The organism is Sphingomonas sp. BT-65, from assembly GCF_026107375.2.
In the GTDB taxonomy this organism is placed as follows: domain Bacteria; phylum Pseudomonadota; class Alphaproteobacteria; order Sphingomonadales; family Sphingomonadaceae; genus Sphingomonas.
On sequence record NZ_JAPCIA010000001.1, the window covers coordinates 2,686,295 to 2,701,648 of the forward strand.

The following is a 15,354-nucleotide window of genomic DNA, read 5'->3' on the forward strand; positions in this document are numbered from 1 at the left end:
CTATTTCATCAGGACGAGTTCCTCGGCCATCGAGGGGTGAAGCGCCACCGTCTGGTCGAAATCCGCCTTGGTCAGCCCCGCCTTCACCGCGACCGCGGCGGCCTGGAGGATCTCCGGCGCGTCGGGGCCGATCATGTGGAGGCCGAGCACCTTCCCCGTGTCCGGCGTGCACACCATCTTGTAGAGCGCGCGCTCGTTGCGGTTCGCCAGCACGTTCTTCATCGCCCGGAAATCCGAGGTGTAGACGCGCACCGATCCGTATTTCTGCTTGGCTTGGCTCTCGGTCAGCCCGACTCCAGCGATCGGCGGGTGGCTGAACACGGCCGAGGGGATGCAGTCATAGTCCACCGTCGTGGGCTTGCCGCCGAACACCGAGTCCGCGAACGCCTGCCCCTCGCGGATCGCGACGGGGGTGAGCTGGACACGGTTGGTGACGTCGCCCACGGCGTAGATCGTGTCGACCGAGGACTTGTTGTCGGCGCCGACCACCACCGCGCCCTTGGCGTCGAGCTCGACACCCGCCTCGGCGAGGCCGAGATCCCCGGTGTTGGGGACACGGCCGGTGGCGAACAGGACGCAGTCGACCTCGAGGTCCTCATGGTTGGTCGTCGACACCTTGAGGCTGCCATCGGGCTGCTTCTCGATGCCCTTGAACTCGGCGTGGAAGCGGAAGTCGATGCCCTTGGTCATGCTGATCTGGAGCAGCCGGTCGCGGATCTGCTCGTCATAGCCGCGCAGGATCACGTCGGTGCGGTTGATCAGGGTGACCTTCGAGCCGAACTCGTTGAAGATGCCGGCGAACTCGTTGGCGATATAGCCGGCGCCCGCGATCAGCACGCGCCTGGGCAGCGATTCGAGATGGAACACCTCGTTCGAGGTGATGCCATGCTCGCTGCCCGGGCAATGCGGCACCGCGGGGTGCGCGCCGGTCGCGATCAGGATTTTGCCCGCGCTGATCGTGCGGCCGCTCGCCAGTGTTATCTCGTTCGGGCCGGAGACGGTGGCGCGCTCGTGGATGATCTCGACGCCATGGCTGTCGAGCGTGCTGATATAGGCCTTGTTGAGCCGGTCGACCTCGGCGAGGACATTGTCGCGCAGCACGGCCCAGTCGAAGCCGCAATCGGGGACGTTCCAGCCGAAGCGGCGCGCGTCCTTCAAATCCTCGGCGAAATGCGCGCCATAGACGAGCAGCTTCTTGGGCACGCAGCCGCGGATCACGCAGGTGCCTCCGACGCGATACTCCTCGGCGATCGCGACCTTCGCCCCATGCGCCGCCGCCACGCGCGAGGCACGCACTCCGCCCGAGCCCGCGCCGATGACGAAGAGGTCGTAGTCGTACTCAGCCATTCACTTGCTCCCGCTCATCGCGCCGGAGCCGCAGATAGGCGTGCGCCGGCAAGATGCCAACGGAGCCGTTGCCGCGCCCCGGGCGTTGTCGTGCGAACAAGGAGAGACGCCATGCACATCATCCTTGGGGGCACGGGCAATGTCGGGTCGGCGGTGGCGGACACGCTGCTCGCCGCGGGGGAGCCGGTGACGATCGTGAGCCACGATCCGGCCAGGGCGGGCGAGTGGAAGGCGAAGGGCGCGACGGTGGCGATCGCCGACATCCTCGACGTGCGCGCGCTGACCGATGTGTTCTGCACCGGCACGCGCGCCTTCCTGCTCAATCCGCCCGCGGTGCCGCACACCGACACCGACGCGCAGGAGCGCCGCACGGTCGAGGCGATCCTGACCGCGGCCGAGGGCTCGGGGCTTGAGAAACTGGTCGCCGAGTCGACCTATGGCGCGCAGCCGGGCGACCGCTGCGGCGATCTCAACACGCTGTGGGAGCTGGAGCGCGGGCTGGCCGAGCAGCCGATCCCCTATGCGGTCAATCGCGGCGCCTATTATTTCAGCAACTGGGCGATGAACCTGGAGGAGGTGCGCGAGACCGGCGTGCTGCGCACGATGTTCGACCCCGATTTCGAGTTGCCGATGGTCGCGCCGGCGGATCTGGGGAAGCATGCGGCGGCGCTGATGACCGACGACCGTACCGGCATTTTCTTTGTCGAAGGGCCTGGCCGCTACACGCCGCAGGACGTCGCCAATGCCTTCGCCGCGGCGCTCGGCCGCAGCGTGCGAGTCGAGACCACGCCGCGCGAGCAATGGGTGCCCGCGTTCAATGCGATCGGCTTCTCGAGCCCCGCGGCGGAGAGCTATGCGCGGATGACTGGGGCGACCGTGGACGGCCCGGCTTTTCCGAGCGATCCGGTGCGCGGCGTGGTGCGTCTGGAGGATTATATCTCGGCGCTGGTGATGCGGGAGCCGGAGCCGGCCTAGGACACCGGTATCCACGCGCACTCCCCGTCACCCCGGCCTCCTCGTGCTGCCCGGCCGCTGCTAGCGCATCACCATCAGCGCAGAAGTGCTGGATCGCTTCACCGTTGAGGGCAGTTCCGTAGTGTCCATATTCAAATGATAGTCGGGAGCGTCCTCCGTCTCAACGCTTCCGGACGAACTCCGCGCGCAGCACCAGGCCCTTGATGCCTTCATACTTGCAGTCGATTTCCTGCGGGTCGCCGGTAAGTCGGATCGACTTGATGAGGGTGCCGCGCTTCAGCGTCTGGCCCGCGCCCTTGACGGTGAGGTCCTTGATCAGCGTAACCTGATCCCCGTCCGCGAGGAGGTTGCCGACCGAATCGCGAACCTCGACCACGTCGTCGGCCGGGGCGATGGCGAGCTGCGAGGCGGGAACCCACTCGCCGCTCGCTTCGTCATAGACATAGTCCTCGCCGGGCATCAGCCGAACGCTCGGCGGATGAGGTCGTCGGTCGAAGGATCGAAATCCTGCCCGCCCTTGTCCGCCGCCTTGGCCATCTCCTTGCCCAGCTCGACGCCGAACTGGTCGAACGGGTTGATGCCGAGCAGGGCGGCGTTCACGAAGGTGCGCTGCTCGTAGAAGGCGATCAGCGCGCCGAGCGTGCGCGGGTCGAGTTCGTCGAGCAGGATCGTGGTCGAGGGGCGGTCGCCGGGATAGGCGCGCGCGGCGTCGTCATTGGCGCGGCCGGCCATCAGCGCGGCGCCCTGGGCGAAGGCATTGATGAGGAGCTGACGGTGATGGTCCTCCGCCTGGCTGTCGCCGGGCTCGATCACCGCGACAAATTCGAGCGGGACGAGATGCGTGCCCTGATGGAGCAGCTGGAACACCGCATGCTGCGCATCGGTGCCGATCCCGCCCCAGGTGATCGGCGCGGTGGCGCGGCCGACCGGCTCGCCCGCGGCGGTGACGCCCTTGCCGTTCGATTCCATCTCGAGCTGCTGGAGATAGGGCGGGAGCAGCCGCAGCCGCTCGTCATAGGCGAACACCCCGCGCGTCTCGCAGCCGCGCACCTGCGTGTAGTAGAGGTCGGCGAAGGCGGCGAGGACCGGGGCGTTGCTCCTGAGATCGGTCAGGCGGAAATGGCGGTCCATCTCGGCCGCGCCGTCGAGCAGCGCTTCGAATGCGTCCCAGCCGAGCGCCAGCGCGGCGGGGAAGCCGATCGAGGACCACAAGGAATAGCGGCCGCCGACGCTCTCGGCGAAGGGCAGCACGCGCGTCTCGTCGACGCCCCACTCGATCGCCTTGTCGGGCGCGGCGGTGAGCGCGATCACCCGGCCATAGGGATCTTCGACGCCATGCTCGCGCATCCAGTCGAGCGCGCTTGTCGCATTGAGCAACGTTTCGGTGGTGGTGAAGGTCTTGGACGCGACCGCGATCAGCGTGGCGTGCGGGTCGAAGCTCGCGATCGCTTCCTCGAGCGCGCTGCCGTCGACATTGGAGACGATGGCGACGTCGTAGCGCGCGCCGTCACGGCCGAGCGCGTCGATCAGCAACTCGGGGCCGAGGGCCGAACCGCCGATGCCGATGTGCAGGATATGGGCGACGGGCCCCAGCGCCTCGGCCTCGATCGCGTCGATCAGGCCGCGCATGCGGGCGTGGAAGGCGGCGGCGCGGGCGACGCTGTCCCCGGCGCCCTCGCCGCGCTCGGCGGTGTGCTCGGCGGCGCGGCCTTCGGTGACGTTGACCGCCTCGCCCGCGAACAGCGCGTCGCGCTTGGCGGCGAGCCCCGCCGACTTGGCGAGCGCGGCGAAGGCGTCGAGCGCGCCGGCGTCGAGATGCGTCTTGGAGAAGTCGAAATGGATGCCGGCGACATCGGCGGTGAGCAGCGCCAGGCGGCTCGAGTCGGCGGCGAACAGCTGCTTGAGCGGGGTGCGGGGCAGGCTTTCGATCGCGGTCCAGTCGGGGGTGGTCATCGCCTGTCTCCTGTAATGTCGCGGGCCATGTAGCGTGCCGTTTCGGGCATCGCCAGCGGAGTAGGTCGCCATTTGCGCCATACGGGCCTGCAAAGCGCGATTCTCTGCGCTCCGGTGCTCACGTACCTTTAGTACGCTGCGCTCCGGTGCTCGATAATCACGCTTTTCGGCTCCGTCTGGCACAAATGGCGACCTACTCCGGCGCCGATCGCCTTGACGCTGCGACACGGCCCGCGCAGAGCAGGCGTCCATGGACGATACCGCCACCGCCGAGTCCGGCACCAGCCCCGCCCGCCCCAAGCCCCGCTCCGAATGGCGCGATACGCTGAGCTTCCTGGTCAAGCTCGCGATCCTGGTGTTCGTGGTGCGCAGCTTCGTGTTCGCGCCGTTCAGCATCCCCTCGGGGTCGATGCTGCCGCGGCTGCTGGTCGGGGACTATCTGTTCATCACCAAGTGGAATTACGGCTATTCCAAACACTCGCTGCCGTGGAGCCTGCCGCTGATCCCCGGCCGTATCTTCGCCGAGGACCCGACGCGCGGCGACGTGGTGGTGTTCAAGGCGCCGCCGAGCAACGACACCGACTGGATCAAGCGCGTGATCGGCCTGCCCGGCGACACGGTGCAGATGCGCGGCGGGCAGCTGATCCTCAACGGCCAGCCGATCGCCAAGCAGCGCATCGCCGACTTCGTGCTGCCGATCACCCCCAATTTCCCGGTCGAGGGGCTGGGCACCGGCGGCGGCTGCGACGTCGATTTCGTCGAGCAGGGGCCGAACGGCACGCAGGTCTGCCGCATCCCGCGCTATCGCGAGACGCTGCCGGGCGGCAAGACCTATGAGGTGCTCGACGAAGGCACGACCATCGCCGACGACACCGAGGTCTTCACCGTGCCGGCGGGCCATGTGTTCCTGATGGGCGACAACCGCGACGATTCGGCCGACAGCCGCTTCCCGCAGCCGCCCGAGGGCAACGGCATCCGTTTCGTGCCGATGGAGAACCTCCAGGGCAAGGCAGTGGTGAGCTTCTGGTCGACCGACGGCAGCGCGAGCTGGGTGCTGCCCTGGACCTGGTTCACCGCGGCGCGCTGGAGCCGCATCGGGGACGGTTTTTGAGCGAGGCGCTGGCCGACTGGCTGGCGCGGGTGCTCGGCGAGACCCCGGCGGCGCTGGCCGGCTATGAGCGCGCGCTGACCCATGGCAGCCAGGGCGCGGCCAATTACGAGCGGCTCGAATTCCTGGGCGACCGGGTGCTCGGGCTGACCGTCGCCGAATGGCTCTACCAGCGCTTCCCCGAAGAGCCCGAGGGCAAGCTGTCGCGCCGCTTCAACTCGCTGGTGACCGGGCAGGTCTGCGCCGAGGTGGCGCGCGAGATCGGTGTGCCGGCGCATCTGCGGCTCGGCAAGCAGGCGCGCGACGACGGCGCGGCGTCGAGCGACAATGTGCTGGGCGACGTGATGGAGGCGCTGATCGGCGCGTACTTCGTCGAGCGCGGGTTCGATGCCGCGAAGGCGCTGGTGCGGCGGCTGTGGGACAGCCGGATCGACGCGCAGGCGGCGGCGCCCAAGCATCCCAAGTCGGCGCTGCAGGAATGGGCCGCGGCGAACAACCGGCGCGCGCCTGAGTATGAGCTGCTCGACCGTTCGGGGCCGGGGCACGCGCCGCGCTTCAGGGTGCGCGCGGTGATCGGCAAGCTTGCCGAAGCCGAGGGCGAGGGCAGCTCGAAGCAGGAAGCAGAGACCGCGGCCGCGGCGGCGCTGCTGGAGAAGCTGGGCTAATCGACCAACTTGCGGCCGGGTTCGTCGCCAAACATCTGTCGCCAGCCGCTGCGCGTATCCATATATTCGCGCACCTGGGTGATGCGTCCTCCGGCAACCACGAAGACGAAGCAATAGGGCAGGTCGTAGCTGCGGCCGTTGACCAATGTGGCGCGCATCCGCTCCTCCACCGTGACGAGATCGCCGGCCGCGGCCATGGTGCGAAAGTCGATCACGACATCGGCGACGAACAGCCTGCCGAACTCGGTGGCGATGAACCGGGCGATCTCCTCCGCACCGCGCATGTGGTACGGATAGTCCAGCGCGACGGCAGTGGCGTTGCCCGGCGGGGCGATCCATTCGGCCTCCGGGGCGAAGCAGGCGGCGATCCGGTCCGCATCGCGCGAGGCGAACGCCTCCCATGCCGCGGCGACGATGGCTGCGTTGTCCATGAGCCTCCCTTTCGGGACCGGTCCTAGCGGGGTGCCGGGCGCCGTGCCTTCCGAAAGTTGCGGCCAAGGTTGCGCGCCGGTAGGAGCTGGCGATGAACATTGAACAACAACGCTGCGGCCTGGTCGCCGTGGTCGGCGCCCCCAATGCGGGCAAGTCGACGCTGGTGAACGCACTGGTCGGGCAGAAGGTGGCGATCGTCAGCCCCAAGGCACAGACGACGCGCGCGCGGCTGATGGGGATCGCGATTCAAGACGATGCGCAGCTGCTGCTGGTCGACACGCCGGGTATCTTCGATCCCGCGCGGCGGCTCGACCGGGCGATGGTCGCGGCGGCGTGGGAAGGCTCCGAGGGCGCTGACCTGATCGCTTTGGTGGTCGACGGCAAGGGCGGGATCGGGCCCAAGGTGCGTAGCGTTGCCGAAGGGCTCAAGGCGCGGCGCGAGAAGAAGCTGCTGGTGCTCAACAAGGTCGATGTCGCGGACAAGCCGCGGCTGCTCGGGCATGCCGCGACGCTCAACGAACTGGTCGAGTTCGACGACACCTATTTCGTCTCGGCGACCACCGGCGACGGGGTGGCGGAGCTCAAAGCGGCGCTGGCGAGCAAGATGCCCCCGGGGCCGTGGCATTTCCCCGAGGACCAGGTGTCCGACGCGACCGACCGCATGCTGGCGGCGGAGATCACGCGCGAGCAGCTCTACCACCAGCTCCATGCCGAGCTGCCCTATGCCACCGCGATCGAGACCGAGCAGTACAAGGAACGCGAGGACGGGTCGGTCGAGATCTACCAGCAGATCCTGGTCGGCCGCGAGAGCCAGCGCGCGATCGTGCTCGGCAAGGGCGGGACGCGGATCAAGCAGATCGGCGCGAATGCACGCGCCGAGCTGATCAAGCTGCTCGGCGTGAAGGTGCACCTCTACCTCCACGTCAAGGTGCGGCCGGGCTGGGAGGACGATCGCAGCCTCTATCGCGAGATCGGGCTGGACTGGGTCGACTAGTCGAGCAGTGAATCCACCCATTGCGGGACGAGCGTACCTGCGGGGCCGAGGCGGCTCTGCGCGAACCAGGCGCTGCCTTCGGAGCGCTCGAGGTTGAGCTCGAGCGTGTCGGCGCCGTGATAGCGCGCGGTGCGCACGAAGCCCGCGGCGGGATAGACCGCGCCCGAGGTGCCGATCGAGACAAACAGGTCAGCGCGGGAGATCGCGGCGTCGATCGCCTCCATCCGGTACGGCATCTCGCCGAAGAACACGATGTCGGGACGCAGCGACGGTGCGCCGCATCCCGTGCAGCGGGCGCGTGGCGGGAGTGAATCGGTCCAGGCTGCGCGCGCGTCGCAGTCGGCGCAGAGCGCGGACTTGAGCTCGCCATGCATATGGATCAGGCGTTTCGATCCCGCGCGCTCGTGCAGGTCGTCGACATTCTGGGTGACCAGCAGCAATTCGCCAGGCCATTCGGCATCGAGCCGGGCGAGCGCGTGGTGCGCGGCATTGGGCTCGACGGTGGCGAGCTTGGCGCGGCGTTCGTCGTAGAAACGGTGGACCAGCTCGGGGTCCCGGGCGAGCGCCTCGGGCGTGCAGACGTCCTCGACGCGATGGCCTTCCCAGAGGCCGCCCGGACCGCGGAAGGTGGCGACGCCGCTCTCGGCCGAGACGCCGGCGCCGGTGAGGATGACGATGCTGCGGATGTCAGGCACTGGCGCTCCTCGGCCCGAACAGGATGATCGCAGTGCCGGCGAGCGCGACCGCGCCGCCGATCAGGTCCCAGCGGTCGGGCCGCGCGCCCTCGACCGCCCAGAGCCACAGGATCGCGGCGGTGATGTAGACCCCGCCATAGGCGGCATAGGCACGGCCGGCATGGCTGGTCTCGATCCAGGTCAGTGCCCAGGCGAACAGGATCAGCGCGACGACGCCGGGGATCAGCCACAGGGGCGACTTGTCGAGCCGCAGCCACGCCCAGAAGGCGAAGCAGCCGGCGATCTCGGCAAGGGCAGCGACGATGTAGGCGAACAGGGTCATGCCGCGCGCCCGCCCTTGCGAAAGTTGACAAAGTTCCGCGAAACGCGCGCCAAACTGTCACCTTTGTCGCCTCCGTCCGACGCCGTCGAGGAGCAGCTGGGCGAGAGGATGCGCATGCCCGGAGGCAAGCAAATCAGTTCCAACATTACAAGGCGCTAATCGTCCTCGTCCTCATAGCCCGCGAGCTCCAGCGCACGGGCCTTGATCTGGTGCTCGCGGCACCAATGGACCAGCGCATCCTCGCGGCCGTGGGTGACCCAGACTTCGCGCGGGGCGATCTCGCGCAGCGTGCGGGTGAGCTCATCCCAGTCGGCATGGTCGGAGAGGATCAGCGGCAGCTCGACATTGCGCTGGCGCGCGCGCTGGCGGACGCGCATCCAGCCCGAGGCCATCGCGGTGACCGGATCGGGCAGGCGGCGCGACCAGCGATCGTTGAGCGCGCCGGGCGGGCAGAGGATGATGCGGCCCTGAAGCTCCTTCTTGGGCACCCCGGTGGCGGGGCGCAGCTCGCCGAGCGCGACGCCATGCTCGGCATAGAGGTCGCACAGCCGCTGGAGCGCGCCGTGGATGTAGATCGGATCGTCGAAGCCTTGTCCGCGCAGCTCGGCGATCACGCGCTGCGCCTTGCCCAGCGCATAGGCGCCGACCAGCACGCAGCGCTCGGGCTCGGCGCGCAGCGCAGCGAGCAGCTTGTCGATCTCGTCGCTGGTCTCGGGGTGGCGGAAGACGGGGAGCGCGAAGGTCGCTTCGGTGACGAACACGTCGCACTTGACCGGGCGGAAGGGCGCGCAGGTGGGATCGGGGCGGCGCTTATAGTCGCCAGAGACGACGATGCGCTCGTCGCGGTGATCGAGCACGATCTGCGCGGAACCCAAGACGTGGCCCGCGGGGACGAAGCCGATCTCGACTCCGTCCATTGTCACCGTCTCGCCATAGGCGACAGGGCGGCCGGTCTGCGGGCCGTAGCGCGTTTCCATGATCGCCAGCGTCTCGGGCGTCGCCCACACCTCGCCATGCCCGCCGCGCGCGTGGTCGGCATGGCCGTGGGTGACGAAGGCGCGGGGCTTGGGCTGCGAGGGGTCGATCCAGATATCGGCGGCGGGCACGTAAATGCCCTCGGGGTGCGGTTGCAGCCAGTCGCCGAGCTTCGCCATGCCGACTATATGAGCGGGATGGCCCATGGTTCCCACCCTGGATGAGCGAACTCCCTGAAATCCTTGCCGACTGGTTCGCCTCGCGCGGCTGGGCGCCGCGGCGGCACCAGCTCGACATGCTTGCGGCGGGGCGCGCGGGACGGCACGCGCTGCTGGTCGCGGCGACGGGAGCGGGCAAGACGCTGGCGGGGTTCCTGCCGACCTTGGCCGAGCTGACCCTTCGACAGGCTCAGGGCGATCGGGCCGAAGGATTGCACACGCTCTACATCTCGCCCTTGAAGGCGCTGGCGGTGGACGTGCAGCGCAATCTGCTGACCCCGATCGAGGAGATGGGGCTCGACATCCGGGTCGAGACCCGGACGGGAGATACCCCGCACGAGCGGAAAGTGCGGCAGCGCGCGCGGCCGCCGCAGATCCTGCTGACCACGCCCGAATCGCTCAGCCTGCTGCTGTCCTACGAGGACAGTTTCCTGATGTTCGCGGGGCTCAGAACGGTGGTGGTCGACGAGGTGCACGCCTTCGCCACCGGCAAGCGCGGCGACCTGCTGGCGCTGGCGCTGGCGCGGCTGCAGACGCTGGCGCCGGGGATGCGCCGGGTGGCGCTGTCGGCGACGGTGGCGGACCCCGACGGCTATCGCGCCTGGCTTGCGCCGCATGGCGAGATCGATGCGGTCGAACTGGTGACGGGCGAGAAGGGCGCCGATCCCGACATCGCGATCCTGCTGCCCGAAGGCCGCGTGCCGTGGTCGGGCCATTCGGGCATCTATGCGATCCCGCAGGTGATGGCCGAGATCGAGACGCACAAGACCACGATCATCTTCTGCAACACGCGCGGGCTCGCCGAGCTCGTCTTCCAGAATCTGTGGAAGGTGAACGAGCTCAAGCTGCCGATCGGGGTGCATCACGGGAGCCTCAGCCTCGAGGCGCGGCGGCGCGCCGAGCAGGCGATGGCCGACGGCAAGCTGCGCGGGCTGGTCGCGACCGCCAGCCTCGACCTGGGCGTCGACTGGGGCGATGTCGATTGCGTGATCCAGATGGGGGCGCCCAAGGGCTCGTCGCGATTGCTGCAGCGGATCGGGCGCGCCAACCACCGGCTCGACGAGCCTTCCGAGGCGGTGCTCGTGCCGGGCAACCGCTTCGAATATCTCGAGGCGCGCGCAGCATTGGATGCGGTCGAGGCGGGCGAGCTCGATCCCGATATCTTCCGGCCCGGCGCGCTCGACGTGCTGGCGCAGCATGTCATGGGGGTGGCGTGCGCGGCGCCGTTCGATGCTGCGCAATTGCTGCGCGAGGTGCAGGGCGCGCTGCCCTATTCGGCGCTCACCGAAGAGACGTTCGAGCGGGTTCTCAACTTCATTGCCGATGGCGGCTATGCGCTGCGGGCGTACGACCGGTTCAAGCGCCTGACGCGCGACAGGGATGGTCTCTGGCGGGTGACCAAGCCGGCGTTCGTCGCGCAGCATCGGCTCAACGCCGGAATCATCGTCGAGGCGCCGATGCTGGAGGTGCGCTTCAGGAACGGGCGGCGGCTGGGCAAGGTCGAGGAGGCGTTCGGCGCGACGCTCTCACCCGGCGACACCTTCACCTTCGCCGGCATGGCGCTTGAGGTCGAGCGGGTCGAGCTGACCGACATCATCGTCCGTGCGACGGCGAAGAATGCGCGCTTCGTCTCGTATATGGGCGCTCGGCTGGCGATCACCTCGACGCTCGCCGCGCGCGTGCGGCGCTTCTTCGCCGACCCGGCGGAGTGGGCGCGCTTCCCCGCGGATGTGCGCGAATGGCTGGAGGTGCAGGCCTATCGCTCGCGCCTGCCCGAGCCGGGCAGGCTGCTGGTCGAGACCTTCCCGCATGAGGGACGGCACCACATGGTCGTATACAGCTTCGAAGGGTGGAATGCGCACCAGTCGCTCGGCATGCTGGTGACGCGGCGGATGGAGGCGCTGGGGCTCAAGCCGATCGGGTTCGTCGCCAACGACTATGCGCTGGCGGTGTATGGGCTCGAGAAGATCACCGATCCCGCGCCGTTGTTCTCGCCCGATATCCTCGAGCATGAGTTCGTCGACTGGGTACAGGGCTCGGCGCTCTTGAAGCGCGCGTTCCGCGAGGTGGCGATCATCGGCGGGCTGGTCGAGCGCCAGCAGCCGGGCAAGAAGAAGACCGGGCGGCAGGTCACCTTCTCGACCGACCTGATCTATGACGTGCTGCGCAAATATGAGCCCGATCATCTGTTGCTGCGCGCCGCCTGGGCCGATGCGCGCGCGCGGATGACCGATGTCGGAAGGCTCGCGCACTTGCTCGACACCGCGGCGGACGCGATCGAGCATGTCGATCTGGCGCGCGTCAGCCCGATGGCGGTGCCGGTGCTGATCATGATCGGACGCGAGACAGTGGCGCAGGGCGCGGTCGAGGACGCGATGCTGATCGAGGCCGAGGCACTGGCGGCGGAGGCGATGCGGCTCGACTGATCGCAAATATGCTTCGATCAACAGCAATTGCTGCGCAGCATGAACAGGCGTATCATGGCTTTGCCATGCAGCTACGCCTGTTGACGCCCCTGCTCATCGCGCTCGCCGCGGCCCCTGCGGCGACACAGGAAACTGCGGCGCCACTCGCGGCGGGCGCGGTGGAGGATGGAACCGGTACGCTGGCACTGGGCGATGTTTCCGACCGGATGACCGTGCCGGTCTCGATCAATGGCGCCGCGCCGCAACCCTTCATCATCGATACCGGCGCCGAGCGCTCGGTGGTCTCGCGCCAGCTCGCCGGCAATCTGGGGCTTTCGCCGGGCCCGCAGATCACGCTGACGACGATGACGGGCAGCACCCGGGTACCGACCGTGGTGGTGCCTTCGCTCAGCATGGGGCCGCTGCGCGACCAGCGCGCGTTCAACGCGCCCGCGCTCGAAGCGCGGCATATGGGTGCGCACGGCCTGCTCGGCATCGAGCAACTGCGCACGCACATGGTTTCGATCGATTTCGACAAGAGCCAGATGGCGGTGCGCCCGTCGCGCCGCGCGGGTGGCAAGCGCAGTATCGTGCCGCTGGGCTCCGACGAGATCGTGATCACGGCCAAGAACCGTCTTGGACAGCTGATCGTCACCGAAGCGACGTTCGAGGGGGTGAAGATCACCGTGGTGCTCGACACCGGTTCGCAGATCAGCATCGGCAATCTCGCGCTGCAACGGAAGATGCGGCGCATCCGCCTCAAAGGGCCGATCGTGATGACGAGCGTGACCGGCGAGAAGATGACGGTGAACTATCATATCGCCAATCGCGTGCGGCTCGGCGGCGTCTCGCTGGGCAGCGTCCCCGTGGCGTTCGCCGACATTCCGCCGTTCGAGCATTTCGGCCTGTCCGGGGAGCCCGCGCTGATGCTGGGCATGGATGCGCTGCGCGCCTTCCGCCGGGTCGAGATCGATTTTCCGGACCGCAAGGTGCGCTTCTTGCTGCCGCGCCAATATGCGGTCGCGAGCCGGCTTAGTTGACCCGCGCGTCCCGCGCGGCGATAGCGAATGCATGGTTCCCTTTTCGTTCGCCGGCCGTGACCTGCGCGTGCTGCCCGAGGGCGCGCTCTACTGGCCTGCGCGGCGGGCGCTGATCGTCGCCGACCTGCATTTCGAGAAGGCGAGCTGGTTCGCACTCAAAGGCCAGATGCTGCCGCCCTATGATTCGATGGCGACGCTCGCCGCGCTGACGGTGCTGGTCGAGCGGACGGATGCGCGCGAGCTGTGGTGCCTGGGCGACAGCTTCCACGATTCGGAAGGGTGCGAGCGGCTGCACGAGTCGGCGCGCACGGCGCTGACGGCGCTCACAGGCGCGCTGCGCTGGGTGTGGATCACCGGCAATCACGATGCCGCCCTGAACGAACAGCTCCCCGACCATTGCGGCGGCGAGATCGTCGAGGAAGCCGAGGTCGACGGGCTGCTGCTGCGCCACGAGGCGATCCCGGGCGAACCGCGGCCCGAGCTGTCGGGCCATTTCCACCCCAAGCTGCGCGTGCGCCTGCGCGGGCGGCAGGTCGCGCGGCGCTGCTTCGTCGCGACCGGGACCAAGCTGATCCTGCCGGCGTTCGGCACGCTGACCGGGGGGCTCGACGCGCATCATCCGGAGATCGTCCGCGCGGTCGGCCGCGGGGCGGAAGCGCTGGTGGCGCTCGAGGACCGGCTGCTGCGCTTCCCGATCGCGGCCTAGGGTGTCTTGCTCCCGCAGCTCGCCGGGCCGGGGCCGGCGATCTTGCACGCCGCGTTGCCCGCGACGCGCACCGCGCCGGTGCCGAGCACCGAGAGCGAGGCGGTGAAGCGCGCGGTGAAGCTGCCGTCGCCCGCGCTTTGCGAATGCACGGTGAGGTCGTTGACGGCGAGGCCCGCGGCATCGATCGATCCGGCGCCGTAGTTCATGAAGCGGGCGTTGCGCGCGGTGCCACCGCCGAGCCGGATCAGGCCGGTGCCGGTCAGCGTGGTGACCAGTTGATCGGCGGTGACCTGCGCCACGCTGAGCGATCCCGCACCGTTGACGCCGAGCTCGACGCGCTGACCCTCGATCCGGTCGATGTCGAGCTTGCCTCCGCCGTTGATGTTAGCGGTGCGCAGCCGCGGTACCGCGACGGTGACGGTCGCCATCGCCTCGTTGCCGCGCCAGCCCTCGGAAGTCTGGGTGCTGCGCGAGACCACCAGCATGCCGCCCTGGTTGCGCACACTCACCCGCTCGACCGCGCGCCGGTCTCCGCTGACGATGGCGGACGGCGAACCCTCGACGACATGCACCGCGAACGGCCCGTCGACGCGGATCCGGTCGAAGCCAGTGAGCAGGACACGGCGCTCCTCGGGCGCGGGGGCGGCCCCGGCGGCGAGGAGGAAGGAGATCAGCAGAACACGCATGGGCTAGGCATCGCATCGATGCCCCATCCCGCGCAAGCATCCGCGGTCAGCTACAACGCGCCTCGCCCGACCCCATCTTGCTGACCGAGCATTTGGCGCCGCCGGTCAGCTCGACATTGCCCGAACCCACGATCGAGATGTCGGCCTCGCCGGTCACCTGCGCGCGGATATTGCCCGAGCCGGCGATCGACAGGTCGCCGCGGGCAGCGCGCACCGTGAATATGTCGATGTCGCCCGACCCGGCGATCGAGGCGTCGATCTCGCTCGCCTGGCCGGCCGCGATCCGCAGGTCGCCCGAGCCGGCGATCGACAGGTCCGCCTTGCCGCCGCGCAGCTGCGCGATGCTGAGATTACCCGACCCGGCGATCGAGCCGCCGAAATCGCCCTCGGCGCGATCGACGGTCATGTTGCCCGAGCCGGCAACGTCGGCGTTGACCAGCCGCGGCATGGTGACGGTGACCTTGGCGCCCTTGCCGCCGCCCCATTTCCAGTCGCCGTCCTTGCGCCCGACGCGCAGCGTGTTGCCGTCCTTGCGGATCTCGAGCCGGTCGAGCAGCGCGCTGTCGCCCTCTGCGGTGACGGTGAAGGTGGGGCCGGTCCTGACCTCGACATCGTCGGCGCCGCGCAGCGACACGCCGGTGAAATCGGCGACCTGGAAGCTGCGCGTGCCGCCCGATCCGCTCGGCTGGACGACGTCGCCGCTCATGCCGTTGGCAAAGTTGCATGCGGCGAGCGGCAGTACCGCGGCGGTGATCGCAAGAGCGAGTTTCATCACGACTCTCCTGTGTGTATTGGTTGTCTAATACACTTGTCGCGAAGCCGAGGCAAACAAA

Annotated in this window: 16 protein-coding genes; 7 read left to right on the forward strand and 9 right to left on the reverse strand. The window is 68.6% G+C overall.

Going from position 1 to position 15,354, the window contains the following annotated elements; all coding sequences use genetic code 11:
- Positions 1-1,347: a glutathione-disulfide reductase gene (gene gorA, locus OK349_RS13010; RefSeq protein ID WP_265118219.1), complete on the reverse strand. Its 1,347-nt coding sequence runs from the start codon at positions 1,345-1,347 to the stop codon at positions 1-3.
- Positions 1,348-1,458: 111 nt separating this feature from the next.
- Between gorA and OK349_RS13015 the strand changes: the two genes are divergently transcribed.
- Positions 1,459-2,322, forward strand: coding sequence for an NmrA family NAD(P)-binding protein (locus tag OK349_RS13015; RefSeq protein WP_265118220.1), 864 nt, complete (start codon positions 1,459-1,461; stop codon positions 2,320-2,322).
- 160 nt (positions 2,323-2,482) lie between these two features.
- On the opposite strand, the gene OK349_RS13020 is transcribed toward OK349_RS13015, so the two are convergent.
- Both OK349_RS13020 and pgi read right to left on the reverse strand, forming a co-directional pair.
- Positions 2,483-2,782, reverse strand: coding sequence for an alkylphosphonate utilization protein (locus OK349_RS13020; protein WP_265118221.1), 300 nt, complete (start codon positions 2,780-2,782; stop codon positions 2,483-2,485).
- On the reverse strand, positions 2,782-4,275 hold the full coding sequence (gene pgi, locus OK349_RS13025) for a glucose-6-phosphate isomerase (RefSeq protein ID WP_265118222.1): 1,494 nt from the start codon (positions 4,273-4,275) through the stop codon (positions 2,782-2,784). The genes OK349_RS13020 and pgi overlap by 1 nt, the downstream gene beginning before the upstream one ends.
- Positions 4,276-4,525: 250 nt before the next feature.
- On the opposite strand from pgi, the gene lepB reads away from it, so the two are divergent.
- Positions 4,526-5,386, forward strand: a complete 861-nt coding sequence (lepB, locus tag OK349_RS13030) for a signal peptidase I (protein ID WP_265118223.1) — start codon at positions 4,526-4,528, stop codon at positions 5,384-5,386.
- Positions 5,383-6,048: a ribonuclease III gene (gene rnc, locus OK349_RS13035; protein WP_265118224.1), complete on the forward strand. Its 666-nt coding sequence runs from the start codon at positions 5,383-5,385 to the stop codon at positions 6,046-6,048. The genes lepB and rnc overlap by 4 nt, the downstream gene beginning before the upstream one ends.
- Here the strand turns inward: rnc and OK349_RS13040 are convergent.
- On the reverse strand, positions 6,045-6,479 hold the full coding sequence (locus OK349_RS13040; protein WP_265118225.1) for a nuclear transport factor 2 family protein: 435 nt from the start codon (positions 6,477-6,479) through the stop codon (positions 6,045-6,047). The genes rnc and OK349_RS13040 overlap by 4 nt on opposite strands.
- Positions 6,480-6,571: 92 nt before the next feature.
- Here OK349_RS13040 and era point away from each other — a divergent pair, with 92 nt between their 5' ends.
- Entirely contained in the window at positions 6,572-7,474 is a 903-nt protein-coding gene (era, locus tag OK349_RS13045) for a GTPase Era (protein ID WP_265118226.1), read from the forward strand.
- Here the strand turns inward: era and OK349_RS13050 are convergent.
- The 3 genes from OK349_RS13050 to OK349_RS13060 form a co-directional block, all read right to left on the reverse strand.
- Complete coding sequence (locus OK349_RS13050) at positions 7,471-8,169, reverse strand: NAD-dependent deacylase (protein WP_265118227.1); 699 nt, start codon at positions 8,167-8,169, stop codon at positions 7,471-7,473. The two genes, era and OK349_RS13050, sit on opposite strands and share 4 nt — an antisense overlap.
- Positions 8,162-8,491, reverse strand: coding sequence for a YnfA family protein (locus OK349_RS13055; RefSeq protein WP_265118228.1), 330 nt, complete (start codon positions 8,489-8,491; stop codon positions 8,162-8,164). The genes OK349_RS13050 and OK349_RS13055 overlap by 8 nt, the downstream gene beginning before the upstream one ends.
- A 155-nt stretch (positions 8,492-8,646) precedes the next feature.
- Complete coding sequence (locus tag OK349_RS13060) at positions 8,647-9,645, reverse strand: ligase-associated DNA damage response exonuclease (RefSeq protein ID WP_265118229.1); 999 nt, start codon at positions 9,643-9,645, stop codon at positions 8,647-8,649.
- Positions 9,646-9,686: 41 nt separating this feature from the next.
- On the opposite strand from OK349_RS13060, the gene OK349_RS13065 reads away from it, so the two are divergent.
- The 3 genes from OK349_RS13065 (at position 9,687) to pdeM (ending at position 13,835) form a co-directional block, all read left to right on the forward strand.
- A complete protein-coding gene (locus OK349_RS13065; RefSeq protein ID WP_265118230.1) occupies positions 9,687-12,110 on the forward strand; it encodes a ligase-associated DNA damage response DEXH box helicase in 2,424 nt (807 codons plus the stop codon).
- An 80-nt stretch (positions 12,111-12,190) separates the two neighbouring features.
- Positions 12,191-13,129 carry an aspartyl protease family protein gene (locus OK349_RS13070; RefSeq protein ID WP_265118231.1) on the forward strand — a complete coding sequence of 313 codons (939 nt, stop codon included), beginning with the start codon at positions 12,191-12,193 and terminating at the stop codon, positions 13,127-13,129.
- Positions 13,130-13,160: 31 nt separating this feature from the next.
- On the forward strand, positions 13,161-13,835 hold the full coding sequence (gene pdeM / locus OK349_RS13075) for a ligase-associated DNA damage response endonuclease PdeM (protein ID WP_265118232.1): 675 nt from the start codon (positions 13,161-13,163) through the stop codon (positions 13,833-13,835).
- On the opposite strand, the gene OK349_RS13080 is transcribed toward pdeM, so the two are convergent.
- Both OK349_RS13080 and OK349_RS13085 read right to left on the reverse strand, forming a co-directional pair.
- Complete coding sequence (locus OK349_RS13080) at positions 13,832-14,521, reverse strand: DUF2807 domain-containing protein (RefSeq protein WP_265118233.1); 690 nt, start codon at positions 14,519-14,521, stop codon at positions 13,832-13,834. The two genes, pdeM and OK349_RS13080, sit on opposite strands and share 4 nt — an antisense overlap.
- Before the next feature lie 46 nt (positions 14,522-14,567).
- Positions 14,568-15,293, reverse strand: coding sequence for a head GIN domain-containing protein (locus tag OK349_RS13085; RefSeq protein ID WP_265118234.1), 726 nt, complete (start codon positions 15,291-15,293; stop codon positions 14,568-14,570).
- Between the last annotated feature and the right edge of the window lie 61 nt (positions 15,294-15,354).